Below are 23,938 nucleotides of genomic sequence, written 5' to 3'. Positions count from 1 at the left end.
ACGGGCGCCGGCCCGGGACCGGCGGCTCAGCGCAGGACGCCCTCGATGAAGTCGCTGCCGAGCCGGGCCACCGCGGCCAGGTCCAGCTGGTGCTGCACGTACCGGCCGCGCCGGCAGCCGGTGATCAGGCCCGCCTTCTTCAGCACGGTCAGGTGCCGGGATATCTCGGGCGCGGTCATGCCGTGGGCGTCGGCCAGTTCGCTGGTGGTGTGCGGGGCGCGCGCGAGGTGCCGGCACAGCCGCATCCGCACCGGGTGCGCCAGCGCCTCCATCCGGCGGGTGAGCTGTTCCACGGAGGGGGCCTGCGGGCGGGAACCGCTCGCGGGATAGGTGATCGAGGGCTGCCAGCCGTACCGGTGCAGGACCATCAGGTGCGGCCAGCCGAGGCTGGTCGGCACCAGCACCAGGCCGCCGTCCCCGGTGACGGCACGGCCCACCAGCAGCTTGTCGATGGTGATCAGCGCGGACTCCTCGTCCAGCGAGACGGCCCCGGACAGGGACGCGAGGGCCTCGCCGAGGCCCTTGCGGCGCAGCAGCTCGGTCTTGTGCCGGGCGTCCGCGGCCAGTTGCGGCTGGACGCGGGCCCAGGTGTCGGCGAAGAAGGCGTCGTCGCAGTCGAGCAGCAGCTGCCGGAACCAGGCGCGGACGGCCGGCGGTTCCGTCAGCAGCCGGCGCGTGAACCGCTCCTGCACGGCACCGCGCGCGGCGGCCAGCTCCAGGGAGCGCCGGCGCAGCTCCGGGTCGTCCAGCGGGCCGGGCTCGCGCACGTCGTAGCGCAACTGGCAGGTGAACTCCAGGGCCGCGTTCACGAACTGCTCGTCCGTCAGCTTGTCGAGCTGGTCGAGTTCCTCGGCGAGCGTGGCCCCGGGCAGCGCGCGTCCGCCCGGGAGGCCGGCGAACGGGGCGAAGACGTCCGAGAACGTCGTCCGCCACAGGAAGTCCGCCTCGCACAGCCGGTCGGCCAGACAGGGGTCCAGCCGGGAGGAGACGGCGGTGGCCCAGCCCCGCAGCTCCGGGTGGTGGCCGGGCTCGCTCAGCGCGTGCAGTGCCATCCCCAGCTCCGCCAGCGGAGAGGGCATGACGTGCACCCGCTCCAAGGGCAGCCCGGTGATGTCGATCGTCACGCTCATGCGTCCATCCTGCACCCGCCCGCCGACAACGCCCGCGCCGATTGACGCCGGCCGTCAATCGACGGGACATCCCGGGGGCGCGGCAGCAGGCTGTGGGCACCGGGGCAGCCGCGGAGCCCGGTCCGGCACCGAGCGGCCGGTGACCGGTCCACGTCCCGAGAAGTCCGAGAACCCGAGAAGGCGATCCGCCATGAGCATCACCCAGCAGTACCTCCTCGACAGTTACCGCGCCCGGCTGCACGGCGAGCCCGAGCCGCCCGCGCCGGGCCGCCACGACCTGGACGCGCTGCGGGAAGCACGGGAATACCGCCGCTTTGACGCGGTCGTCGCCGGGCGCCCGGCGCACGGGCGGTTGCGGTACGCCCTGCGCCGGTGGCTGCGGCCACGCGCACTGTGACGAGCCTGCGGCGCTGTGACCGCGCGCGACACTGTGACGGCCCTACGGCGCTGTGAGCGCGCGCGGCGCTGTGCGGGCCTGCGCGCCGTGACGTCCGCGGCGCTGCCGTGGGGGCTTGTGCGCCGTGACCGCCCGCGCGCGCCGTGAGGGTCCGCGCGGACGGTACGCCGTCCGCGCCGGTTACGCGCCGGGCAGCCGGCGCGCGAAGTCGGCGACGGCCGCCCGTACGTCGTCCGCCGTCCACTCCAGGCCGGGCGAGCGCACCGAGACCTCGGTGCGGGCCAGCCCCGGCCCGCCCGCGTCCCAGTGGTCGGCGAAGAGGAACACGCCCGTCTCCTCGGCCTGCCGCACGGACGCCTCCAGCAGGACGCCGGGGTCGTACGGCAGCCACACCTGGAACTCGTGGGTGTGCGGCTCGTCGGGGTGCACCCGGGCCCACGGCACGCCGGCCGCGGCGAAGCCCTCGCGCAGCGCGGCGGCGACCACGCGCGCGTGCCGCACGTACCGCGGCAGCCGGGGCAGTTCGCGCTCCAGTCCGACGAGCGCGGACAGCGCGGTGGGGAACTGCTGGAAGACCATGCCGCCGTACCGGTGCCGCCAGGTCTTCGCCTCCTCCACCAGCGTCCTCGGGCCGGCCAGCGCGGCACCGCCGAAGCCGTCGAGGGACTTGTAGAACGACACGTAGACGCTGTCCGCGAGACCGGCGATCTCCGCCAGCGGCCGGCCGAGGCGGACCGTGGACTCCCACAGGCGCGCGCCGTCGAAGTGCACCACCGCGTCACGCTCCCGGGCGGCCGCCACCACCTCGGTCAGCTCCTCCCAGGAGGGCAGCACGAAACCGGCGTCCCGCAGGGGCAGCTCCAGCATCAGCGCCCCGAAGGGCTCCTCGAAGTCCCGTATCTCGGCCGCCGTGGGCAGCCGGGGCTCACTGGTCACGCGCACCGGACGCAACCCGCTGACCTCGCTGAACGCATGCCGTTCGTGCACCTCCGGATGGCTCAGGGCGTGCAGGGCCACCGTGCGGTCGCCGGTGCGGCCCGCCCAGCAGCGCAGCGCCACCTGCTGGGCCATGGTGCCGGTCGGGAAGAACGCGGCGGCCTCGGTGCCGAGCAGCTCCGCGACCCGCTTCTCCAGGTCCGCCACGATCCCGTCGCCGTACAGGTCCGTGTTCCGGTCCAGGTCGTACACCTCGGGCGCCGCCTCCTGGAGGTCCGCCAGGCGCTCCCGGATCGTGCGCCGGAAACCCGGGCGCCCCAGCACGCGCTCGGCCCGCGCGAAGGCGGCCCGGCGCCGCGCCCGCAGCCGCTCCTCGGCGGACTGCTCCGGAGGCTCGGCACCCGGCTGCCCCGCGCCCGCGCGCTCCGCGCCCGGCTGCTCCGTGCCGGTTTGCTCCGCGCCCGCGCGCTCCGCCCCCGGCTGCTCCGCGTCCGCGCGCGCCGTGTCCGGCTGCCCGGTGCCCGCATGAGGAGCATCCTGCTGTTGTGGTCCCGCCGCGTCAGTCATGTGCGGATCATGCCGCGCGGCCCTGCGTGCGAGCAGCCGGATTTCCGTGGCGTGACCCCGGCCTGTGGACGACCGGCCGCCGTCCCACCCGATAGCGTTAACATGACGAGAAATCGTCCGGTACCCAGAGCGGACTGGAACGGGAAGGCCGCCGTCGCGTGAGTACAGTCCACCAGCCAGACCTCAAGGACCGCCCCGCGCGGCTCACCGTCGGTGTCGTCGGCGCCGGCCGCGTGGGCCCCGCGCTGGCCGCGTCCCTCCAGCTCGCCGGGCACCGCCCGGTGGCCGTCTCCGGAGTCTCCGACGCCTCCCGCAGGCGTGCCGAGAGGCTGCTCCCGGGCGTCCCGCTGGTGCCGCCCGCCGAGGTGCTCCAGCGCGCCGACCTGGTGCTGCTGACCGTCCCCGACGACGCCCTGCCCGGCCTGGTCGCCGGGCTCGCCGAGACCGGCGCGGTCCGGCCGGGCCAGCTCCTGGTGCACACCTCCGGCCGGTACGGCGTGGCGGTCCTCGACCCGGCCCTGCGCGCGGGCGCCCTGCCGCTGGCCCTGCACCCGGCGATGACCTTCACCGGCACGCCCGTGGACGTCCAGCGCCTCGCGGGCTGCTCGTTCGGCGTCACCGCGCCCGGGGAACTGCGGCTGGCCGCCGAGGCCCTGGTGATCGAGATGGGCGGCGAACCGGAGTGGATCAGCGAGGAGAACCGCCCGCTGTACCACGCGGCCCTCGCGCTCGGCGCGAACCACCTGGTCACGCTGGTCGCGCAGGCGATGGAACTGCTGCGCACGGCCGGCGTGGGGGCGCCCGACCGGATGCTCGGCCCGCTGCTCGGCGCCGCCCTGGACAACGCGCTGCGCTCCGGTGACGCCGCGCTGACCGGCCCGGTCGCGCGCGGGGACGCCGGCACGGTCGCCGCGCACGTCGCCGAGTTGCGCCGGCACGCTCCGCAGACCGTGGCCGGCTATCTGGCGATGGCCCGCGCGACCGCCGACCGCGCGCTCGCGTCCGGCCTGCTCAAGCCGGAACTGGCGGAGGACCTTCTCGGGGTACTCGCCGACGGAGGCCGGACGAGCCCCGCAGGCGGCACCGGCCGCACCGACCGTCCGCACGGCACGACCGGCGATGACGGCTCGAACCGCACCGACGACAGCACCGGCACCGACGACACTGACGACACCGACGGTCCGACCGGCACCGAGGGGAACGACCGATGACCACCGCCCTGCTGAGCACCGCCGGGGAGCTGCACGCGCGCGTGCGCCGCGGCCGCCGCGCCGTCGTGATGACCATGGGTGCCCTGCACGAGGGCCACGCCACCCTCGTCCGCTCCGCGCGCCGGATCGCCGGCCCGGACGGCGAGGTCGTCGTCACGGTCTTCGTCAACCCGCTCCAGTTCGGCGCCGGCGAGGACCTGGACCGCTACCCGCGCACCCTGGACGCCGACGTGAAGCTGGCCGGGCAGGCGGGCGCGGACGCCGTGTTCGCGCCCTCCGTGGACGAGGTGTACCCGGGCGGCGAGCCCCAGGTGCGCGTCTGCGCGGGACCCATGGGCGAACGCCTGGAGGGCGCCTCGCGGCCCGGCCACTTCGACGGCATGCTCACCGTCGTCGCCAAGCTGCTGCACCTCACCCGCCCCGACGTCGCGCTGTTCGGGCAGAAGGACGCCCAGCAGCTGGCCCTGATCCGGCGCATGGTGCGGGACCTGAACTTCGGCGTCGAGATCGTCGCCGTACCGACCGTGCGCGAGGAGGACGGGCTCGCCCTGTCCAGCCGCAACCGCTACCTGTCGCCCGTGGAGCGCCGTACCGCGCTCGCGCTGTCCCGCGCGCTGTTCGCCGGCCGGGACCGGCACGCGGCCCAGGAGGCGCTGCGCGCGCGGGCCCGGGAAGTGCCCTCCACGCACGCGCGGGCCGAGGCGCTGAGCGCCATAGGCGAGTCCCGCGCGGCGGCCGACGCGCACGCGGTGGCCACCGCCGCGCCCGGCGCCCCGGCGGCCGTGCGCGCCGCCGCCCGCCAGGTCCTGGACGAGGCCGCCCGCCTCGACCCGCCGCTGCGGCTGGACTACCTGGCGCTGGTCGACCCCGCCGACTTCACCGAGATCGGCGACGACTTCACCGGTGAGGCCGTGCTCGCCGTCGCCGCCCGGGTCGGCACGACCCGGCTGATCGACAACCTCCCGCTCACCTTCGGAACCCTCGGAGCCGCCTCGTGACCAGCACAGGCATACGACTGCACGCGCCCGCCCCCGGCTGGGCCATCGCCGCGGACGTGGTCGTCGTCGGTTCCGGCGTGGCCGGGCTGACCGCGGCCCTGCGCTGCGAGGCCGCCGGCCTCACCACCGTGGTCGTCACCAAGGCCCGGCTGGACGACGGCTCCACGCGCTGGGCGCAGGGCGGCATCGCCGCCGCCCTGGGCGAGGGCGACACGCCCGAGCAGCACCTCGAGGACACCCTCGTGGCCGGTGCGGGCCTGTGCGACGAGGAGGCCGTACGCATCCTCGTGACCGAAGGCCCCGACGCGGTACGGCGGCTCATCGACACCGGCGCGCACTTCGACGAGTCCTTGGAAGGCGGCCTGGAACTCACCCGCGAGGGCGGCCACCACCGCCGCCGTATCGCGCACGCCGGCGGGGACGCGACCGGCGCGGAGATCTCCCGGGCGCTCGTCGAGGCGGTCCGCGCGCGCGGGCTGCGCACCATCGAGAACGCGCTGGTGCTGGACCTGCTGACGGACGCCGAGGGCCGTACGGCCGGGGTGACCCTGCATGTGATGGGCGAGGGCCAGCACGACGGCGTGGGCGCCGTGCACGCGCCCGCGGTGGTGCTGGCGACCGGCGGCATGGGCCAGGTGTTCTCCGCGACCACCAACCCGTCGGTGTCCACCGGCGACGGCGTGGCGCTGGCGCTCCGGGCGGGCGCCGAGGTCTCCGACCTGGAGTTCGTGCAGTTCCACCCGACCGTGCTGTTCCTCGGCGCGGACGCCGAGGGCCAGCAGCCGCTGGTCTCCGAGGCGGTGCGCGGCGAGGGCGCCCACCTGGTCGACGGCGACGGCGTGCGCTTCATGGTGGGCCAGCACGAGCTGGCCGAGCTGGCGCCCCGGGACATCGTCGCCAAGGGCATCCTGCGGCGGATGCTGGCCCAGGGCGCCGAGCACATGTACCTGGACGCCCGGCACTTCGGCGCCGACATGTGGGAACACCGCTTCCCGACCATCCTGGCCGCCTGCCGCGCCCACGGCATCGACCCGGTCACCGAGCCGATCCCGATCGCCCCGGCCGCCCACTACGCCTCCGGGGGCGTCCGCACCGACGCCCACGGCCGGACCACCGTGCCCGGACTGTACGCGTGCGGCGAGGTGGCGTGCACCGGCGTGCACGGCGCCAACCGGCTCGCCTCCAACTCCCTGCTCGAAGGGCTCGTGTACGCGGAGCGGATCGCCGCCGACATCGCCGCCGCGCGCGCGGCGGGCGGCCTGCCCGCGCGCGTGCCCGCCCCGGTGCCGTACCCGGACCGGCCCGTCCACCCGCTGCTCGCCCCGGAGAGCCGCTTCGCCATCCAGCGGATCATGGCCGAGGGCGCGGGCGTGCTGCGCTCGGCGGAGTCCCTCGCCGGGGCCGCCGACCGGCTCCAGCGGCTGCACAACGACGCCCGGGACGCGCTGGAGGAGAACGGCAAGACCGCCGAGCCCGGCGTGGACACCTGGGAGGCGACGAACCTGCTCTTCGTCGCCCGGGTGCTGGTCGCCGCCGCCCGGCTGCGCGAGGAGACCCGCGGCTGCCATTGGCGCGAGGACCGCGCCGAGCGCGACGACACCCACTGGCGGCGCCACATCGTCGTACGGCTCAAGCCCGACCGGTCGCTGGCCGTACGCACCACGGACACCGCAGACTTCCCCCCGACCCGGCCAACCCCGCGCCCCCAGGAGCAGTGACGACGTGAGCACCGACGACCTTCCCCTCGCCCCGACCGGCGGCTGCGGCGACGGCTGCGCCTGCGGCGCCGAGGGCGACGAGGAGTACCTGGAGTGCGGGCTCGACCCCGCGCTCGCCGAGCTGCTGGCCGCCGCCGGACTCGACCCCGTGGAGGTCGAGGACATCGCCAACGTCGCCATCCAGGAGGACCTGGCCGGCGGCGTGGACGTGACGACGGTCTCCACCATCGCCGAGGACGCCGTCGCCACCGGCGACTTCACCGCGCGGGAGGCGGGCGTCGTGGCCGGCCTCCGGGTCGCCGAGGCCGTGCTCTCCGTGGTCTGCACGGACGAGTTCGAGGTCGAGCGGCACGTGGAGGACGGCGACCGGATCGAGGCCGGGCAGAAGCTGCTGTCGGTCACCACGCGCACCCGCGACCTGCTCACCGCCGAGCGCAGCGCGCTGAACATCCTGTGCCGGCTGTCCGGCATCGCGACCGCCACGCGCGCGTGGGCGGACGCGCTGGAGGGCACCAGGGCGCGCGTGCGGGACACCCGCAAGACGACCCCGGGCCTGCGCTCGCTGGAGAAGTTCGCCGTCCGCTGCGGCGGCGGCGTCAACCACCGCATGTCGCTGTCCGACGCGGCCCTGGTCAAGGACAACCACGTGATCGCCGCCGGCGGCGTCGCGCAGGCGTTCACCGCCGTACGGGAGGCCTTCCCGGACGTGCCGATCGAGGTCGAGGTCGACACCATGCACCAGCTCCGCGAGGTCGTGGACGCGGGCGCCGACCTGATCCTGCTGGACAACTTCACGCCCGGCGAGTGCGAGGAGGCCGTCGGCATCGTCGGCGGCCGGGCCCTGCTGGAGGCGTCCGGGCGGCTGACCCTCGCCGACGCGCGCGCGTACGCCGGCACGGGCGTGGACTTCCTGGCCGTCGGCGCGCTCACCCACTCCTCGCCGATCCTGGACATCGGCCTGGATCTGCGCGAGGCGGAGTAACGGCCATGCTGCTCACCATCGACGTCGGCAACACGCACACCGTCCTCGGCCTGTTCGACGGCGAGGACATCGTCGAGCACTGGCGCATCTCCACGGACGCGCGCCGCACGGCGGACGAGCTGGCGGTGCTGCTCAAGGGCCTGATGGGCATGCACCCGCTGCTCGGCGAGGAGCTGGGCGACGGCATCGACGGCATCGCGATCTGCGCGACCGTCCCGTCGGTGCTGCACGAACTGCGCGAGGTCACCCGCCGGTACTACGGCGACGTGCCCGCCGTGCTGGTCGAGCCGGGCGTGAAGACGGGCGTGCCGATCCAGTTCGACAACCCCAAGGAGATCGGCGCCGACCGCATCATCAACGCGGTCGCGGCGAACGAGCTGTACGGCGGCCCGGCGATCGTGGTCGACTTCGGTACGGCGACCACGTTCGACGCGGTCTCCGCGCGCGGGGAGTACGTCGGCGGTGTCATCGCCCCGGGCATCGAGATCTCGGTGGAGGCCCTCGGCGTCAAGGCCGCCCAGCTGCGGAAGATCGAGGTGGCCCGGCCGCGCAGCGTGATCGGCAAGAACACGGTCGAGGCCATGCAGGCGGGCATCGTGTACGGGTTCGCCGGCCAGGTCGACGGGGTGGTCGAGCGGATGGCCCGGGAGCTGGCCGACGACCCCGACGACGTGACGGTGATCGCCACGGGCGGGCTCGCGCCGATGGTGCTGGGCGAGGCCTCGGTGATCGACGAGCACCAGCCGTGGCTGACGCTGATCGGGCTGCGCCTGGTGTACGAGCGGAACGTGTCGCGGCTGTGACGGACGGCCGGTGCCCGGCGGGCGCCGGCCGCTGCCGGCGGCGCGTGCCGGGTCACCCGCGCGGGGTGGCCCCGGACGAGGGAACCGGCGTACGACACGCGCCGAAAAAACGTCCTGGAACGTCACTTTTGTCCGATTAGCGATAGCGTCGCCGCATGCCCACGCCATACGGATCCCGCGGCGGCATGGCGTTCGGCGCGGAGGAGCTGCGTGTGCTCCGCCGCGCCCTCGCCCTCGCCCTCCACCCCGGCCACGCCTCCGCCGCGGACGTGCAGGACTGTCTGCGGCTCGCCGAGTCGCTCGACGAGGCGGTGTGCGAGGGGGCCAGACTGCGCGCCTTCCTGGTGGCCGACCTGGGCCGCTACCGGGCCGCTCTGCCGGGCACCGCCGCCGGGTACCTGACGCTGCTGGAGGAGGCCCTCGGGGCGGGGCACCGGCCGGTGCCGGACGACCTCGCCGCGCTCCGGGCGCTGCGCGGGAACCCCGTGGCGGCGGCGCTGCTGGACCGCTGCCGGGCGCTGGCCGAGCAGGACGTACGGGCACGGTTCGGGCAGGGTGCCCGCAAGGTGCCGGCGCCCGCCGTGCCGCCCGCGCGGACGCGCCTGCTGGCCCTTCCCGGCGGCGCGGGGGACCCAGGGGTCCGCCAGGACGACGGGCAGTCCCAGGAGCCCGTACAGCCCGCCCAGGAGCCCGCGCGGAAGCCGTCGCCCGGCCCGGCGGAGCGGCCCGTGCCGGACCCGGCCGCCCCGAAGCGGCCCATCCCCACACCGGGAGAGGTCTTCCCCCGTCGCAAACCGTCCCCACCCGCAGAACGCTCCGCCCACCAACTGACCGCGGTCTGACCCACCCACCCCGCGGCCGAGCGGCGGCGCGCTGCGCCCACCTTCCGGCCCGACCCCGCCTCGCCCCCTGCGCCGCCGCGCGGGCGGGCGGGCGGTCCCGCCGGGTGGCCACAGGGCTGGCCCCGCCCCGGCAATCCCGTCCTGCCGCCTGCGCCGCCGCGCGGGCGTGCGGCCGGACCCGCCGGCCGACTGTGGGCTGGGCCCATCGTTCGGCCTGGTCCCGTCTCTTTCCGGCCCCGTCTGGCGGTCTGCGCGGGCGTGCGGCTGGCCCTGCCGGGTCGCTGCGAGCCTGCCTCGCCCTCGGCCGGACTCGGGCCGGTCCCACGGTCCGCGCCGACGCGCGGCCGGGCTCGCCGGGTGGCTGTGGGCCGGCTCCGTCCCTCGGCCGTCCCGTCTCGCGGCCCGCGCCACCGTGCCACTGCGCGGCCGGGCTCCCGGGTCCGGACCCGGGAGCCCGGGCCCGTCCTGTCGTCCGGCAACCGCCGTGCGGGCGCGTGGCCGCGCCGCCGGGGGCGTCCTCCCTTCGGCTGGTTCCATCGCCTCCTGCCCCGCCGAGCCGGCGCGCGGCTGAGCTGCCTGCGGACTGGCTTCGCCCTTCGAGCCGGTTCCGTCTCGGGCCTGCACCGCTAGGGGCCGCGGGCCCGCTTGCCTAGCCTTGGCCTGACCCGGGCGCGGGCACTGGCCCGTCCCGCCGCGCGGGCGCGTGGCGGCGCCGCTGGGGCGCTGGGGCCGGCCTCGCCGGTAGTCGGGCCCCTCTCGCCGCCTGCTTCGCCGCGCGCGGGCGTGGCCGGGCCTGTCGGGTGGCCGTAGTCCTGCCTCGCCTCGGCCGGGCCGGGGCCGTCCCTCTCATCCGTATCGCCGTGCGGGCGTGTGGCCAGGCCCGCAGCCGCCGGGGTATCCGTGGCGGCGGCCGTGAGGCCGTGGCGCGGGTCGGAGGGGTGTTCGGCCGGAGGGTTCGCGGAGCGGGGTTGTTCTCGGTGGGGCGCGACGCGCAGTCGCGTACCCCGTACCTTTCGCCCGGTGCCCCGTGGCTACTCTGGAGGCATGGACTACGTCTCCGCGCTCGTGCCCCCGGTCGTCATGGCCGCGTTCTTCATCGGTGTGGTCAGGGTGATCGTGAAGACCCAGGGCGGGGCCGCCAAGGCCAAGGAGGACGCGGCCGTCGACGCCGCTCTCGCGCGCGTGGAAGCCGCCTCCGCGCGCCCCGCCGACGTCTGAGCCACGCCCGGACAACCCGCGGCCCGCGGCCCGCGCCCGAGCAGGCAGGCGCGGCCCGTATGCGCCCTTTTTGCCCGCGTTTGCCGCCATAGCGCACGTCCGGCACGCCATTGCCGGGATCTCCCACTATTGTTCTGAGCTGTGCCTCGCCCATTGGGAGAACTCGAAGACGCGGTCATGACGCGGGTGTGGAAGTGGAACCGCCCGGTGACCGTTCGAGAAGTCCTGGAAGACCTCCAGCAGGAACGGTCGATCGCCTACACCACGGTGATGACCGTTTTGGACAATCTCCATCAGAAGGGCTGGGTGCGCCGGGAGGCCGAAGGCCGGGCCTATCGATATGAGGCCGTGTCGACACGCGCCGCCTACGCCGCGGCCCTGATGAACGAGGCCTGGTCGCAGAGCGACAACCCGGCCGCCGCTCTCGTCGCCTTCTTCGGCATGATGAGCGAGGAACAGCGCCAGGCCCTCAGGGACGCCGTACGCATCGTCCAGGGACCGGAAGAAACCCGGGAAGCCGCCGCGGCCCGGCAACGCGAAGCCCCGGAAGCCCGGCAAGAGGAGAACCCCGGCTCGGCGGAGGACGCGGCCGGGCGATAGCGTCCGCTCATGTCAGCAGAGCGTCCCGAAGTCTCCGCAAAAGCCATCACCGTCCGGCGGGCCCGGACCGGCGATGTCCCGGCCGTCCGCCGCCTCCTCGACGCCTACGTCCGTGACCGCATCCTGCTCGACAAAGCCATGGTCACGCTTTACGAGGACATCCAGGAGTTCTGGGTCGCCGAACGCGACGACAACGCCGAGGTCGTCGGGTGCGGCGCGCTGCACGTCATGTGGGAGGACCTGGCGGAAGTGCGGACTCTGGCGGTGAAGCCCGGCCTCAAGGGCGCCGGCGTGGGCCATCAGTTGCTGGAGAAGTTGCTCCACACCGCGCGCTGGCTCGGCGTTCGACGCGTTTTCTGCCTCACCTTCGAAGTGGACTTCTTCGCGAAGCACGGGTTCGTGGAGATCGGGGAGACGCCGGTCGACACCGATGTGTACGCCGAGCTGTTGCGTTCCTATGACGAGGGCGTCGCGGAGTTCCTCGGTCTCGAACGAGTGAAGCCGAACACCTTGGGCAACAGCCGGATGCTTCTGCATCTGTGATCGTCATTGCCCAGGTGCCCTATGTCCGAAACGCGCATGTTTCCGGACGCGGGCGGACCGCTGAGGCTCTCCCGAGGGTTTGTGTTTTTCCGGCAAAAGCGGTTTGCTTTCCGACGTACTGCAGTACTGCATATAACAGGGGCGGCGAAACGGCGGACGCCGCACACCCCCTGCCCCCTCAACGTTATCGATGAAAGGAAATGCGGTGGCACAGAAGGTTCAGGTCCTTCTTGTCGACGACCTCGACGGCGGCGAGGCGGACGAGACGGTGACGTTCGCGCTGGACGGCAAGACGTACGAGATCGATCTCACGACTGCCAATGCGGACAAGCTGCGCAGCCTTCTTGATCCCTATGTGAAGGGCGGGCGCCGCACCGGCGGCCGTGCTTCGGGCGGGCGTGGAAAGGCGCGTGCCGCTTCCGGCGGCAACCAGGACACCGCGGCCATCCGCGCCTGGGCGAAGGAGAACGGCTACGAGGTCAACGACCGCGGCCGGGTTCCCGCGTCGATCCGCGAGGCCTACGAGAAGGCCAACGGCTGATCCCGCCGCCCGGCGGGACACCCGGCGCGCACGCGCCGCAGCCGGACGCGGTGACAGTGCGCTGCCACCGTGTCCACCAGGCGCACGAGATCGGGGGCGCTCCCCGCGCCCGCGTTCCCCGCGGCCGATCCGGCCGCCACACCCAGTGCACCCGGCGCACCACCTGGCACACCCGGCATGGCCGGCAGCGAGGTCCCGGCCCCGGGTCCCGGTCCGGGGGGCCGCAGCCATACCGCGGCCCCCTGCGCGGACCCGGCGGCCTCCCGCGCGAAGGCGGGCCGCCCGGGACCGGCCGGCACCGGAGCCCGAAGCGTGCCGCCCGGCCCGAGGACGCGCAGGTCCAGCGGGACCGGGCCCCATTCCAGCCAGTCCAGCAGCCCGGGCAGTTCCTCGGCGCTGCCCGGCGCCACCAGCAGCGCCATCCGGTCACCCCGCAGGAGCACCGGCGAGTCCGGCGCGAGATGCCGGAGCGCGTGCGCGCCCGCCTCGGCCGGCACGTCCAGCGCGTCGAACCGCACCCCCGTGAGCAGCCGCAGCGGCCGTCCGGGCACGGTCGGCCACCCCAGTTCGTTCTCGTACCAGTGCCGGGCCCGGGCCTCCGGGCCGGCCGGCAGGGCGCCGGCGGCCGGTGCGCCCGGTCCGGGGGGCCGGCGGGGAAGGGGGAGCGCGGATGTCAGGGGGACGGAGCCAGCCATGCCGGGTGCAACCGCCGCGAGGCCGTGCGGGTTACGCTGGGTGTCCTGTCGGCTGCGCACCGTGCCGGGAATGGGGAGGCGCGCGGGCCCGGGGGGACGCAAGGTTGTTCGCCCGTAGCGGAGGGAACCGGTGCGCTCGGCATGGAGTGTCGGTGCCCGCGGGTAAGACATGCCTAGTGGGAGGGGGCGACACGCAGAATGGGCCGTCTCACGTTCGCCAACGGCGTACTGGCGAGTGGGGTAACTGCCTGGCCTGCGGGAACATCGTCTCGCACCATCGGGTTGGAGCAGATGTCGGCGTTCGGGGTCAGGAGGCCATCGACGGTGTCGGCAGTTGGAATGAGCGGTCCCCGCTTGCGGGACTAAGCTGCGGAAGGACAGGGAGGGGAAGTTCCCCCCACTGCCTGACCGCTCTGAGGAGCGATTAACGATGTTCGAGAGGTTCACCGACCGCGCGCGGCGGGTTGTCGTCCTGGCTCAGGAAGAAGCCCGGATGCTCAACCACAACTACATCGGCACCGAGCACATCCTCCTGGGTCTCATCCACGAGGGCGAAGGTGTCGCCGCTAAGGCCCTGGAGAGCCTCGGCATTTCGCTTGAGGCGGTCCGCCAGCAGGTGGAGGAGATCATCGGCCAGGGCCAGCAGGCCCCGTCCGGCCACATCCCCTTCACCCCCCGTGCCAAGAAGGTCCTGGAGCTGTCGCTCCGCGAGGCCCTTCAGCTGGGCCACAACTACATCGGCACGGAGCACATCCTGCTCGGCCTGATCCGCGAGGGCGAGGGCGTCGCCGCCCAGGTCCTGGTCAAGCTGGGTGCAGACCTCAACCGGGTGCGGCAGCAGGTCATCCAGCTGCTCTCCGGTTACCAGGGCAAGGAGACCGCCACCGCGGGCGGCCCGGCCGAGGGCACCCCCTCGACCTCTCTCGTCCTGGACCAGTTCGGCCGGAATCTCACCCAGGCCGCTCGTGAGTCCAAGCTGGACCCGGTCATCGGGCGCGAGAAGGAAATCGAGCGGGTCATGCAGGTGCTGTCCCGCCGCACCAAGAACAACCCGGTGCTGATCGGTGAGCCCGGCGTCGGCAAGACCGCCGTCGTCGAGGGCCTCGCCCAGGCCATCGTCAAGGGCGAGGTGCCCGAGACGCTCAAGGACAAGCACCTCTACACGCTGGACCTCGGCGCCCTCGTCGCCGGCTCCCGCTACCGGGGTGACTTCGAAGAGCGCCTGAAGAAGGTCCTCAAGGAGATCCGCACCCGCGGCGACATCATCCTGTTCATCGACGAGCTGCACACGCTGGTCGGTGCGGGTGCCGCCGAGGGCGCCATCGACGCGGCGAGCATCCTGAAGCCGATGCTGGCCCGCGGCGAACTCCAGACCATCGGCGCGACCACGCTGGACGAGTACCGCAAGCACCTGGAGAAGGACGCGGCCCTGGAGCGCCGCTTCCAGCCCATCCAGGTCGCCGAGCCGTCCCTGCCGCACACGATCGAGATCCTCAAGGGCCTGCGCGACCGGTACGAGGCGCACCACCGCGTCTCCATCACGGACGAGGCCCTGGTCCAGGCGGCCACCCTGGCCGACCGGTACATCTCGGACCGCTTCCTGCCGGACAAGGCGATCGACCTGATCGACGAGGCCGGTTCCCGGATGCGCATCCGCCGGATGACCGCTCCGCCGGACCTGCGCGAGTTCGACGAGAAGATCGCCGGCGTCCGCCGCGACAAGGAGTCCGCGATCGACTCGCAGGACTTCGAGAAGGCCGCCTCGCTGCGCGACAAGGAGAAGCAGCTCCTGGCCGCCAAGGCGAAGCGGGAGAAGGAGTGGAAGGCCGGCGACATGGACGTCGTCGCCGAGGTCGACGGCGAGCTGATCGCCGAGGTCCTCGCCACGGCCACCGGCATCCCGGTCTTCAAGCTGACCGAGGAGGAGTCCAGCCGTCTGCTCCGCATGGAGGACGAGCTGCACAAGCGGGTCATCGGCCAGAACGACGCCGTCAAGGCGCTGTCGAAGGCGATCCGCCGTACCCGCGCCGGGCTCAAGGACCCGAAGCGTCCGGGTGGTTCGTTCATCTTCGCCGGCCCGTCCGGTGTCGGTAAGACCGAGCTGTCCAAGGCGCTCGCGGAGTTCCTCTTCGGTGACGAGGACGCGCTGATCTCCCTCGACATGTCGGAGTTCAGCGAGAAGCACACGGTCTCGCGTCTCTTCGGCTCGCCCCCCGGCTACGTGGGGTACGAGGAGGGCGGCCAGCTGACCGAGAAGGTGCGCCGCAAGCCGTTCTCCGTCGTCCTCTTCGACGAGGTCGAGAAGGCCCACCCGGACATCTTCAACTCGCTGCTGCAGATCCTGGAGGACGGTCGTCTGACCGACTCCCAGGGCCGGGTCGTGGACTTCAAGAACACGGTCATCATCATGACGACCAACCTCGGCACCCGGGACATCTCCAAGGGCTTCAACCTGGGCTTCGCGGCCTCGGGTGACACGAAGACCAACTACGAGCGCATGAAGAACAAGGTGTCGGACGAGCTGAAGCAGCACTTCCGCCCCGAGTTCCTCAACCGCGTCGACGACGTGGTCGTCTTCCCGCAGCTGACGCAGGAGGACATCCTGCGGATCGTCGACCTGATGGTCGACAAGGTGGACGAGCGCCTGAAGGACCGGGACATGGGCCTGGAGCTGTCCCAGTCCGCCAAGGAGCTGCTGGCCAAGAAGGGTTACGACCCGGTGCTGGGCGCCCGGCCGCTGCGCCGCACGATCCAGCGCGAGATCGAGGACACGCTCTCGGAGAAGATCCTCTTCGGCGAGCTGCGCCCCGGTCACATCGTGGTCGTGGACACCGAGGGCGAGGGCGACACCGTCACCTTCACCTTCCGGGGTGAGGAGAAGTCGGCACTGCCGGACGTCCCGCCGATCGAGCAGGCCGCGGGCGGGGCCGGACCCAACCTGAGCAAGGACGCGTAAGCCTCCTGCGGTCGGACCGACGAGAGGGGCCGGTGCCTTCGGGCACCGGCCCCTCTCGTCTGCGCGCCCGCGCTCCGGCCGCCGCCGGGGCGGGCTCCCGCGGTGCTCGGCTACGACAACCGGCCGTCGTAGTCGGGCAGTTTGTACGTCTTCCCGGCGTGCCCGCCGGACAGGTCCGAGGCGTTGTTGCCGATGTTCGCGAGGATCGTGTAGCCGTCGTCCTCGATGCCGGCGCGCTGCGCGGTCTTGTAGGCGGCGACGTCCTTGAAGAGGTCGGACAGGCCGCGCACGCGCAGCCCGGAGACGTTGTAGCCGTCGTGCCGGAGGTTGTACGCGGTGGGCCAGTACAGGACGCCGGGGCGGGCGGTGACGAAGAAGAGCGAGACGCCGTGCTCCTGGGCGTAGCGGGCGACGGCCAGGACGGGCTTGTTGGCGGGCTGCGGGTAGCTGAAGCCGAAGTCGGTCTCCAGCGTGGTGTTGTCGATGTCGAAGACGACCGCCTGCCTCTCGCCGGGCCGGGCGGCGGCTATGCGCTGCTTCAGGTACGGCAGGGCCTGGTCCATGACCGTCTGGCAGTCCCGCTGCCAGGCGGCGTAGTCCACCTTGGCGGCGGAGGCCGGGGCAGGGGCGGAGCGGGCCCCAACGACGGGCGTGGCGGCCCCAACCGCGGGTGAGGCAGCCGGGGCCGCGGGTGAGGCGGCCAGGGCCGCGGGCGAGGGGCCCGTGCCGGTCGTAGCGGCCTCGGCCGGGGCGGTCAGGGTCGCCAGGGCGGCCACGGAGGCGGCGGCCAGGCAGACGGCGGTCACGGGGCCGCGGCGCGCCCGGGGGCGGGTGGTCGTCACGTGGGGGTCCTCTCACGTCCGGACGCGCGTCCGGACGCGTCCTGAATGTCAGGGACATGCTCCGAGCCGGGGGTGGCGAGCGGGGAACCGCAGGGTTACCGGACGGTAGGTGCGGAGAGGCCCGCGTCACAATTCCGGGGCCGCCTTTTTATCCCGCCGGTGATAAGCGGCACAGGCGGTAAGTAGCCTACTAAGGCACATCGTGAGTGGAAATAGGCGGATAAAAGGGACATTCACCCCCGAAGATCCCAAGGGAAAACCCCGTAGTCAGAGGGGGTGTCCGTCCGGCGGAGCGGGTGTCAAGAGCCGGGTCGTTTCGGGGTCGTCTACTAGACGATGCCGTAGATGGGGCTTTTGTCAGGACTCGGGGTGGTCGGTTACCAAGGGATGGCCGCTTCGGGCAGATGTCTTTTCGGACGTCTGTGCGCCGGGTGGCCCACAAGTCCCCGAGTACACGAGGTCACGATGTTCCGACGCTTCACGTCCCGCTCTTCCCGTACGTCCTCGCTCCGCAACCGCGTGGCCGTCCTGGCCGCCGGAATCGGCACCACGGCCGTGCTGGGCACCGGGCTCGCGAGCGCCGCCACCGCCCCCGCCACCTCCTGGGTCGACCCGGTGAAGACGTACACCCTCTCCGCCAGCTTCATGCAGGCCGGCAGCCACTGGGTCGCCAAGCACAGCGGCCAGGACTTCGCCGTGCCGACCGGCACCGAGGTCCTCGCCGCGCACGGCGGCACCGTCGTCAAGGCCGGCCCGAACGGCGCAGGCGACGGCCCGGCGTACGGCAACGCCATCGTCATCAAGCACGGCAACGGCACCTACTCGCAGTACGCGCACCTGTCCCGGATCGACGTCCGGATCGGCCAGGTCGTGAGCACCGGCCAGCACATCGCCCTGTCCGGCTCCACCGGCAACTCCACCGGTCCCCACCTGCACTTCGAGATCCGCACGACCCCGAACTACGGCTCCGCCGTCGACCCGGTCGCGTTCCTGCGCGCCCAGGGCGTCAAGGTCTGACCCGGGCCTAACGCGTCTCGCGGGCGTGCCGGTGCGCCTGCCCGACCATGTCCAGGGCGACTTCGAGAACGGCCTCGCGCCTCTTCTCGGAGTCGCCTTCGAGGTCCTGCATCACGAACATCCCGGCGTGCAGCGTGAACAGCGCGCTGACCGAGCGGACCTGGTCCACCAGCTCGGACTCGGGGTCGACGAGGATGTCCCGCAGTCCGCGCATCCGGTCCTTGAAGATGTCGCCGATGCGCAGTTCCCGCACCGTCGCCTGGTTCTCCTGCATGAAGCGGAAGAGCGGTTCGGCGCCCGCGAGCGCCTCGCTGTAGCGGCGGATGATCTCTTCTTTGGTGGCCAGCGTGTGCGGCTGCCCTCTGCCCCAGTCGATCAGACCCTCGATCGGTTTCGTCAGGTCCTCGAAGAGGCTGGCGATGATCTCTTCCTTGGTCTTGAAGTGGTAGTACAGGGCCGCCTTGGTGACGTCGAGGCGCTCGGCGATCTCCCGCAGGGAGGTCTTTTCGTAACCCTGCTCCGCGAAGAGTGCGAGTGCCACGTCCTGGATGCGCTGGCGGGTGTTGCCGCGGCGCTGGTGCTTGGTGCCGTCCATGGTGAGGCCCATCCTCGTACTCCTCGCGCTCCCGAGAAACTTACTTGACGCCCGGCTAGTAGCGCGTCTACCGTCCCAGTGTAGTGATAACTAGCCGGGCGGCAAGTAAGTAGCGCCGCCCAGGGGGAAACGGGAAAACGATGGCGGACACGGTGCAAAGCGAAACATCGGGCAAACGCCCCAGGAGCGTACGAGTAGTGCTGCTCGCGCTCATGATCGCGATGATGCTCGCGATGCTCGACAACATGATCGTGGGTACGGCGATGCCGACGATCGTGGGCGACCTCGGCGGCCTGGAGCACCTCTCCTGGGTCGTCACCGGCTACACCCTGGCCACCGCCGCCTCCACCCCGATCTGGGGCAAGGTCGGCGACATGTACGGGCGCAAGAGCGCCTTCCTCAGCTCCATCGTGATCTTCCTCATCGGTTCGGCGCTGAGCGGCATGGCCCAGGACATGGGCCAGCTGATCGGGTTCCGGGCCGTGCAGGGACTGGGCGCCGGCGGTCTCATGGTCGGCGTCATGGCGATCATCGGCGACCTCGTGCCGCCGCGGGAACGGGGCAAGTACCAGGGCATGATGGCCGGTGTGATGGCGCTGGCCATGATCGGCGGTCCGCTGGTCGGCGGCACCATCACCGACAACTGGGGCTGGCGCTGGGCCTTCTACATCAACCTGCCGCTGGGCGCGGTCGCCCTGGCGCTGGTCACCGCCGTACTGCACCTGCCGCGCAAGCGGTCCAAGGCGGGCATCGACTACCTGGGCGTCGTCCTGCTGACCGTCGGCATCACCGCCATCGTGCTCGTCACCACCTGGGGCGGCAGCGAGTACGCCTGGACCTCCGCGCGGATCATGGAGCTGATCGGCATCGGCGTGGCCGCGCTCATCGGGTTCGTGTTCTGGCAGACCAAGGCCGCCGAACCGGTCCTGCCGCTGCACATCTTCCGCAGCCGCAACTTCACCCTGATGGCGGTCATCGGCTTCATCACCGGCTTCGTGATGTTCGGCGCCACGCTCTTCCTGCCGCTGTACCAGCAGGCGGTGCAGGGTGCCTCGGCGACCAACTCCGGACTGCTGCTCCTGCCGATGCTCGGCGCGATGCTGGTGACCTCGATGGTGGCCGGCCGGATCACCACCAACAGCGGCCGGTACAAGATCTTCCCGATCGCCGGCGGCGTCCTGATGACCGTCGGGCTGTACCTGCTGTCGATGATGGACACCGACACGACCCGGCTGACCTCCGGTGTCTACATGGCCGTGGTCGGCGCGGGCATGGGCTGCCTGATGCAGATCACCATGCTGGTCGCGCAGAACAGCGTGGAGATGAAGGACATGGGCGTGGCGTCCTCGTCCGCCACCCTGTTCCGTACGCTCGGCTCCTCCTTCGGCGTGGCCATCATGGGCGCCCTGTTCAACCACCGCGTCCAGGACGTGATGGCCGAGCGGGCCGGCTCGCAGGGCTCGCGGCTGACCGAGAAGTCGGCGCAGCTGGACGCGGCGAGCCTGGCGAAGCTGCCGGCCCAGGCCCGCGAGGCGTACCAGCACGCGGTGTCCTCGGGCACCCACTCGGCGTTCCTGCTCGGCGCCGTCATCGCGGTGCTGGTGCTGATCGCGGCGGTGTTCGTCAAGGAGGTGCCGCTCAAGGGCGGTCCGAAGGCTTCCGGGGAGGGCGCCGAAGCGGCGCCGCCGGCCGTGATCGAGGCCGTCTGATCCGGTCCGGGGCGGACGGCCGGCGACCCAGGGTCGCCTGAGCCGTCCGGCCCCGAAGGCCCCGGTGCGTGTCCGCCGCCGGGGCCTTCGGCCTGTCCCGGCGGACCCGGGAGCGGGACCCACGGCGCCCCCGCCGACGGCTGCCGGCGACGCGCCCGCCGTTCCTCTCCGTCGGCCAGCGGCTCGCCGGCCTGCGGGTACGGCTTGAGGACCAGCCCCTCCCGCCGGTACGGCCTGCGGACCGGCCCCTCCGGCACGGCGCCGCCCGGCCCCGGACTTACGGGAGCATCGGATAGCTGCCCGTGTTGGTGGGGGCGTGTTCCGGCAGCCACAGCACGGCCACCGCGCCCTCGGCGGGGATGCCCGCGGGCGCGCCGACGGGCCGTACGTTGCGGAAGGTCAGCCGCGCGCCCAGCACTCGCGCCTGGCCGGCCGCGATGGTCAGCCCCAGCCCGTGGCCCTGCCCGGCGCGGTCCTCGCTGCCGGTGCGGAACCGGCTCGGCCCCTCGGCGAGCAGCTCCTCCGGGAAGCCGGGGCCGTGGTCGCGCACCCGGATCACCCGGCCCTCCACGGTCACCTCGACCGGCGGCCGGCCGTGCCGGGCGGCGTTGGCGAGCAGGTTGAACAGCACCCGCTCCAGCCGCCGCGGATCGGTGGTGACCTCCGACTCGTGCACCACCCGTACGGTGATCTCCGGGTCCTTGGCCGCCACCCGGCGCGAGACGAACTCGCCCAGCAGGAGGTCCTGGAGCTCCGCCCGTTCCGAGGCGCTGTCCAGCCGGGCCACCTCCAGCACGTCCTCGACCAGCGTGCGCATCGCCTTCGCCCGGTCCAGGACCAGTTCCGTGGGCCGGCCGGGCGGCAGCAGCTCGGCGGCCGTCAGCAGACCGGTCACCGGGGTGCGCAGCTCGTGCGCGATGTCGGCGGTGACCCGCCGCTCGGCCTCCAGCCGCTGGCGCAGCGCGTCCGCCATGGCGTCCACCGCGCGCGCGAGATCGTCGGTCTCGTCCCGGACGACACCGCCGATGGCCTCCCGCACCCGGACGTCGGTCTCGCCCCTGGCGACCCGGTTCGCGGCGGCCGCCGCCTTGCGCAGCCGGCGGGAGAGCTGGCCGCCGATCAGCACGCCCAGCGCGCTGCCGCCCAGCACGACCGCGACCGAGCCGATCACCAGGGCCTGGTCCAGGTCCTTGAGGATGTCGGTGCTGCGGTCCGGCAGGTGCAGGTGCACGGAGAGTACGTGCTCGCCCTTCACCGGCACGGCCGCCCAGATGTCGGGGTCCTTGTCGTGCTGGGAGACGTCACTGGCCCGCCGGCCCCGCGCGACGCTGGCGCGCAGCGCGGCCGGCAGCTCCGGGTCGTCGACCTTGACGTACGGGAAGACCGGACCGCGGTTCAGCTCGTAGTTGCGCTGGGCCAGCAGCAGCCGGTCGACGGCCAGGTCGCGCGCGTTGTCCAGCATCGAGACCCGGGCCGCGTTGTGCACGACCAGGCTGAGCACGACCGCCACCAGCCCGGCCACCAGCGCGATCGCCGCGCTCAGCTTCCAGCGCAGCCCGGTGCGCAGGTCCGCGCGCTCCATCCGCCGGACCGGATGCCGAAGTATCCCCCGCATACCGCCGCTCCGCTCAGGCCTTCAGCTTGTAGCCGAAGCCGCGGACCGTCTCGATCCGGTCCTGGCCGATCTTCTGCCGCAGCCGCTGCACGTGCACGTCGACGACCCGGGTGTCCCCGCCCCAGCCGTAGTCCCACACGCGTTCCAGCAGCTTGTCGCGGGAGAGCACGGTGCCCGGCGCGGAGGAGAACTCCAGCAGCAGCCGCATCTCGGTCGGGGTGAGCGCCACCGGCTGTCCGGCCCGGCGCACCTCCATGCCGTCGGTGTCGATCTCCAGGTCCCCGAAGGCCAGCGTGCCGGTGACGGCGGAGCCGGGCTCGGCCGGCTGGGCGCCGCCGGCGTGCCCGAAGCGGCGCAGCACCGCGCGGATGCGGGCCACCAGCACGGCACCGTCGAACGGCTTGGTCACGTAGTCATCGGCGCCCGCCTCCAGGCCGAGCACGACGTCGATGGAGTCGGCGCGCGCCGACAGCATGATCACGGGCACGGTCGACTCGTCCCGGATCCGCCGGCACAGGCTGACCCCGTCCAGGCCCGGCACCATGACGTCCAGCAGCGCGATGTCGGGGCGGTCCGCCCGGAACGCCGCCAGCCCCGACAGGCCGTCGGGCATCGCGGTGACCGCGAAGCCGTCCCGCTCCAGGGCGAGCTGGGTGGCCTCACGGATGACGTCGTCGTCCTCGACGAACAGGACGTGGGTCTGGTCTGCCATCCCGGTGCTCTCAGTCCTCGTGGTGTGCGTGTGGTGATCAGTTGGCCGGCACGGGCCGCGCGCTCTGGCCCGCCGGCTTGCCGTACTCGTTGCGGGTGGGTTTCCCGGGGACGAACCGGCCCGCCTTCCAGGTGTACGGCGTCACGATGTCACCGGACGGGCTGGAGATCGGGTCGTCCTGGTCGTAGTACTGCCGGGTGACCGACAGGGTGCCCTGGTCGATCTCGGCGTAGACCGGGGACTCCTCGCTCTTGAAGACGTTCCTGAACACGCCGTCGTCGTCCCGGTACACGTACGAGCCGATGCCGACCCAGTCGGCGCAGGTCATCACGTTGACGACGACGTCCTCCACCGGGGCGTCGGTGAGATCGCCGTACGAGACGTCGACCTGGTAGTTGTCGCCGTCGCACGGCTTCAGCTCCTGCTTGACCGCCTCCGACACCGACGGGTCGCCCTTGAGCAGCGCCACGGCGTCCACCCGCCGGAACGTGCCGGTGACGGGGCTGGCCGAGGGGGAGGCGCCGGCGTCCGCCACCGCGGAGGCGTGCGCCGGGCCCTCGTCCCGGGCGCCGGTGCCCCCGCTGCCGCACGCGGCGGCGAAAAGGCCGAGGGCGGCGAGCGCGGTCCCCGCCGCGATCACCGCCTGTGAACTGCCTCGGGCCCCTCGGGACCCGGCCCCGGTCAGGCCGCGCAACGCTCCCGCTCCTCACGCTCCAGCGCGCGTGCGTCCAGATCGCGGGCCTCCAGCTCCTCACGGAGCCGGGCGAGCGCCCGGTGCAGCGTGCTCTTGACCGTACCGGCCGACATGCCGAGGGCCGCGGCCGTCTCCTCTGTGGACATCTGCTCCCAGTGTCGCAGCACCACGACGCTGCGCTGCTTCGGTGCGAGCACCTTCATGATGTCCATCAGCAGGGCCCGGTCGGCGTGCTGCTCGGTGGAGTCCTCCACGGAGGCGTCCGGCAGCTGCTCGGTCGGCACTTCCTCCAGCTTGCGCGCACGCCACCACTCGGTCCGCGTGTTGATCATGACCCGGCGCAGATAGGCGTCGGCGAGCCGCTTGTCGGCGATGCCGTCCCAGCGGCCGTACGTCCGTACCAGCGCGGTCTGCAGCAGGTCCTGGGCGTCGACCGGGTCCGGCACCAGCCGGCGGGCGCTGCGCAGCAGCGCGTCCTGCCGGGTGCGCACGTACTCCTCGAATTCGAGCACCTCGCCCTGCGCCATGATCGACCGCCTCCGTTCCCCGTCGTGCCTCCGGCTCCTGCCGGAAGTCCCGCTGTCCCCGCGCCCGGTGGTCCGCCGGGCACGAAGAAG

Annotated in this window: 23 protein-coding genes; 14 read left to right on the top strand and 9 right to left on the bottom strand. The window is 72.8% G+C overall.

Annotation, left to right across the window (positions count from 1 at the left end):
• Nucleotides 1-26 precede the first annotated feature (26 nt).
• Entirely contained in the window at nt 27-1,130 is a 1,104-nt protein-coding gene (locus tag ACH4OA_RS06335; RefSeq protein ID WP_397943480.1) for a DUF5937 family protein, read from the bottom strand.
• 190 nt (nt 1,131-1,320) lie between these two features.
• Between ACH4OA_RS06335 and ACH4OA_RS06330 the strand changes: the two genes are divergently transcribed.
• Nucleotides 1,321-1,527 (top strand): hypothetical protein, encoded by a 207-nt coding sequence (locus ACH4OA_RS06330; RefSeq protein ID WP_397947800.1) that lies wholly within the window; start codon nt 1,321-1,323, stop codon nt 1,525-1,527.
• 180 nt (nt 1,528-1,707) lie between these two features.
• Here ACH4OA_RS06330 and ACH4OA_RS06325 read toward each other — a convergent pair whose 3' ends face one another.
• Nucleotides 1,708-3,030 (bottom strand): threonine aldolase family protein, encoded by a 1,323-nt coding sequence (locus ACH4OA_RS06325; RefSeq protein ID WP_397967895.1) that lies wholly within the window; start codon nt 3,028-3,030, stop codon nt 1,708-1,710.
• 158 nt (nt 3,031-3,188) lie between these two features.
• Here ACH4OA_RS06325 and ACH4OA_RS06320 point away from each other — a divergent pair, with 158 nt between their 5' ends.
• The 10 genes from ACH4OA_RS06320 to ACH4OA_RS06275 all read left to right on the top strand — a co-directional run bounded on the left by ACH4OA_RS06320 (nt 3,189) and on the right by ACH4OA_RS06275 (nt 12,486).
• Nucleotides 3,189-4,241, top strand: a complete 1,053-nt coding sequence (locus ACH4OA_RS06320; RefSeq protein WP_397967893.1) for a Rossmann-like and DUF2520 domain-containing protein — start codon at nt 3,189-3,191, stop codon at nt 4,239-4,241.
• A complete protein-coding gene (gene panC / locus ACH4OA_RS06315) occupies nt 4,238-5,239 on the top strand; it encodes a pantoate--beta-alanine ligase (RefSeq protein ID WP_397947796.1) in 1,002 nt (333 codons plus the stop codon). The genes ACH4OA_RS06320 and panC overlap by 4 nt, the downstream gene beginning before the upstream one ends.
• Nucleotides 5,236-6,957: an L-aspartate oxidase gene (locus ACH4OA_RS06310; protein WP_397967891.1), complete on the top strand. Its 1,722-nt coding sequence runs from the start codon at nt 5,236-5,238 to the stop codon at nt 6,955-6,957. The genes panC and ACH4OA_RS06310 overlap by 4 nt, the downstream gene beginning before the upstream one ends.
• Nucleotides 6,958-6,961: 4 nt before the next feature.
• The gene (nadC, locus tag ACH4OA_RS06305) at nt 6,962-7,939 is read left to right on the top strand and encodes a carboxylating nicotinate-nucleotide diphosphorylase (RefSeq protein WP_397967890.1); all 978 of its coding nucleotides are present in this window, start codon (nt 6,962-6,964) and stop codon (nt 7,937-7,939) included.
• Between the two features lie 5 nt (nt 7,940-7,944).
• A complete protein-coding gene (locus ACH4OA_RS06300) occupies nt 7,945-8,742 on the top strand; it encodes a type III pantothenate kinase (RefSeq protein WP_365875483.1) in 798 nt (265 codons plus the stop codon).
• 185 nt (nt 8,743-8,927) lie between these two features.
• Nucleotides 8,928-9,584 carry a hypothetical protein gene (locus ACH4OA_RS06295; protein WP_397943529.1) on the top strand — a complete coding sequence of 219 codons (657 nt, stop codon included), beginning with the start codon at nt 8,928-8,930 and terminating at the stop codon, nt 9,582-9,584.
• A gap of 1,044 nt (nt 9,585-10,628) precedes the next feature.
• Entirely contained in the window at nt 10,629-10,802 is a 174-nt protein-coding gene (locus ACH4OA_RS06290) for a hypothetical protein (protein WP_365875485.1), read from the top strand.
• Nucleotides 10,803-10,955: 153 nt separating this feature from the next.
• Nucleotides 10,956-11,402: a BlaI/MecI/CopY family transcriptional regulator gene (locus ACH4OA_RS06285; protein ID WP_397943528.1), complete on the top strand. Its 447-nt coding sequence runs from the start codon at nt 10,956-10,958 to the stop codon at nt 11,400-11,402.
• Between the two features lie 9 nt (nt 11,403-11,411).
• Complete coding sequence (locus ACH4OA_RS06280; protein WP_365875489.1) at nt 11,412-11,945, top strand: amino-acid N-acetyltransferase; 534 nt, start codon at nt 11,412-11,414, stop codon at nt 11,943-11,945.
• 205 nt (nt 11,946-12,150) lie between these two features.
• Nucleotides 12,151-12,486, top strand: coding sequence for an Lsr2 family protein (locus ACH4OA_RS06275; protein WP_059251614.1), 336 nt, complete (start codon nt 12,151-12,153; stop codon nt 12,484-12,486).
• Here ACH4OA_RS06275 and ACH4OA_RS06270 read toward each other — a convergent pair.
• Nucleotides 12,465-13,181, bottom strand: a complete 717-nt coding sequence (locus ACH4OA_RS06270) for an SCO3374 family protein (RefSeq protein WP_397967888.1) — start codon at nt 13,179-13,181, stop codon at nt 12,465-12,467. The genes ACH4OA_RS06275 and ACH4OA_RS06270 overlap by 22 nt on opposite strands.
• A 430-nt stretch (nt 13,182-13,611) precedes the next feature.
• Here ACH4OA_RS06270 and ACH4OA_RS06265 point away from each other — a divergent pair, with 430 nt between their 5' ends.
• The gene (locus tag ACH4OA_RS06265; protein WP_365941961.1) at nt 13,612-16,137 is read left to right on the top strand and encodes an ATP-dependent Clp protease ATP-binding subunit; all 2,526 of its coding nucleotides are present in this window, start codon (nt 13,612-13,614) and stop codon (nt 16,135-16,137) included.
• 110 nt (nt 16,138-16,247) lie between these two features.
• Here ACH4OA_RS06265 and ACH4OA_RS06260 read toward each other — a convergent pair whose 3' ends face one another.
• Complete coding sequence (locus ACH4OA_RS06260) at nt 16,248-16,979, bottom strand: HAD family acid phosphatase (protein ID WP_397967886.1); 732 nt, start codon at nt 16,977-16,979, stop codon at nt 16,248-16,250.
• Between the two features lie 465 nt (nt 16,980-17,444).
• On the opposite strand from ACH4OA_RS06260, the gene ACH4OA_RS06255 reads away from it, so the two are divergent.
• On the top strand, nt 17,445-17,996 hold the full coding sequence (locus ACH4OA_RS06255; RefSeq protein WP_397947793.1) for a M23 family metallopeptidase: 552 nt from the start codon (nt 17,445-17,447) through the stop codon (nt 17,994-17,996).
• Between the two features lie 7 nt (nt 17,997-18,003).
• Here ACH4OA_RS06255 and ACH4OA_RS06250 read toward each other — a convergent pair whose 3' ends face one another.
• On the bottom strand, nt 18,004-18,603 hold the full coding sequence (locus tag ACH4OA_RS06250; protein ID WP_365883801.1) for a helix-turn-helix domain-containing protein: 600 nt from the start codon (nt 18,601-18,603) through the stop codon (nt 18,004-18,006).
• Between the two features lie 128 nt (nt 18,604-18,731).
• On the opposite strand from ACH4OA_RS06250, the gene ACH4OA_RS06245 reads away from it, so the two are divergent.
• Nucleotides 18,732-20,300, top strand: a complete 1,569-nt coding sequence (locus ACH4OA_RS06245) for an MDR family MFS transporter (protein ID WP_397943460.1) — start codon at nt 18,732-18,734, stop codon at nt 20,298-20,300.
• A gap of 277 nt (nt 20,301-20,577) precedes the next feature.
• On the opposite strand, the gene cseC is transcribed toward ACH4OA_RS06245, so the two are convergent.
• Genes cseC through ACH4OA_RS06225 form a run of 4 tightly spaced genes read right to left on the bottom strand, consistent with a single transcriptional unit; the run spans nt 20,578 to nt 23,848 of the window.
• Nucleotides 20,578-21,915 (bottom strand): two-component system sensor histidine kinase CseC, encoded by a 1,338-nt coding sequence (cseC, locus tag ACH4OA_RS06240; RefSeq protein WP_397943458.1) that lies wholly within the window; start codon nt 21,913-21,915, stop codon nt 20,578-20,580.
• A 13-nt stretch (nt 21,916-21,928) separates the two neighbouring features.
• Nucleotides 21,929-22,627 carry a two-component system response regulator CseB gene (gene cseB / locus ACH4OA_RS06235; protein ID WP_397943456.1) on the bottom strand — a complete coding sequence of 233 codons (699 nt, stop codon included), beginning with the start codon at nt 22,625-22,627 and terminating at the stop codon, nt 21,929-21,931.
• A gap of 37 nt (nt 22,628-22,664) precedes the next feature.
• The gene (locus ACH4OA_RS06230) at nt 22,665-23,267 is read right to left on the bottom strand and encodes a hypothetical protein (protein WP_397943454.1); all 603 of its coding nucleotides are present in this window, start codon (nt 23,265-23,267) and stop codon (nt 22,665-22,667) included.
• 41 nt (nt 23,268-23,308) lie between these two features.
• Complete coding sequence (locus ACH4OA_RS06225) at nt 23,309-23,848, bottom strand: SigE family RNA polymerase sigma factor (RefSeq protein ID WP_020941444.1); 540 nt, start codon at nt 23,846-23,848, stop codon at nt 23,309-23,311.
• Nucleotides 23,849-23,938: the final 90 nt, after the last annotated feature.

Source organism: Streptomyces sp. NPDC017095 (assembly GCF_044332325.1).
Taxonomy (GTDB): Bacteria; Actinomycetota; Actinomycetes; order Streptomycetales; family Streptomycetaceae; genus Streptomyces.
The sequence above is the reverse complement of the archived record's forward strand: the minus strand, read 5'-3'. Positions and strand labels throughout refer to the sequence as shown.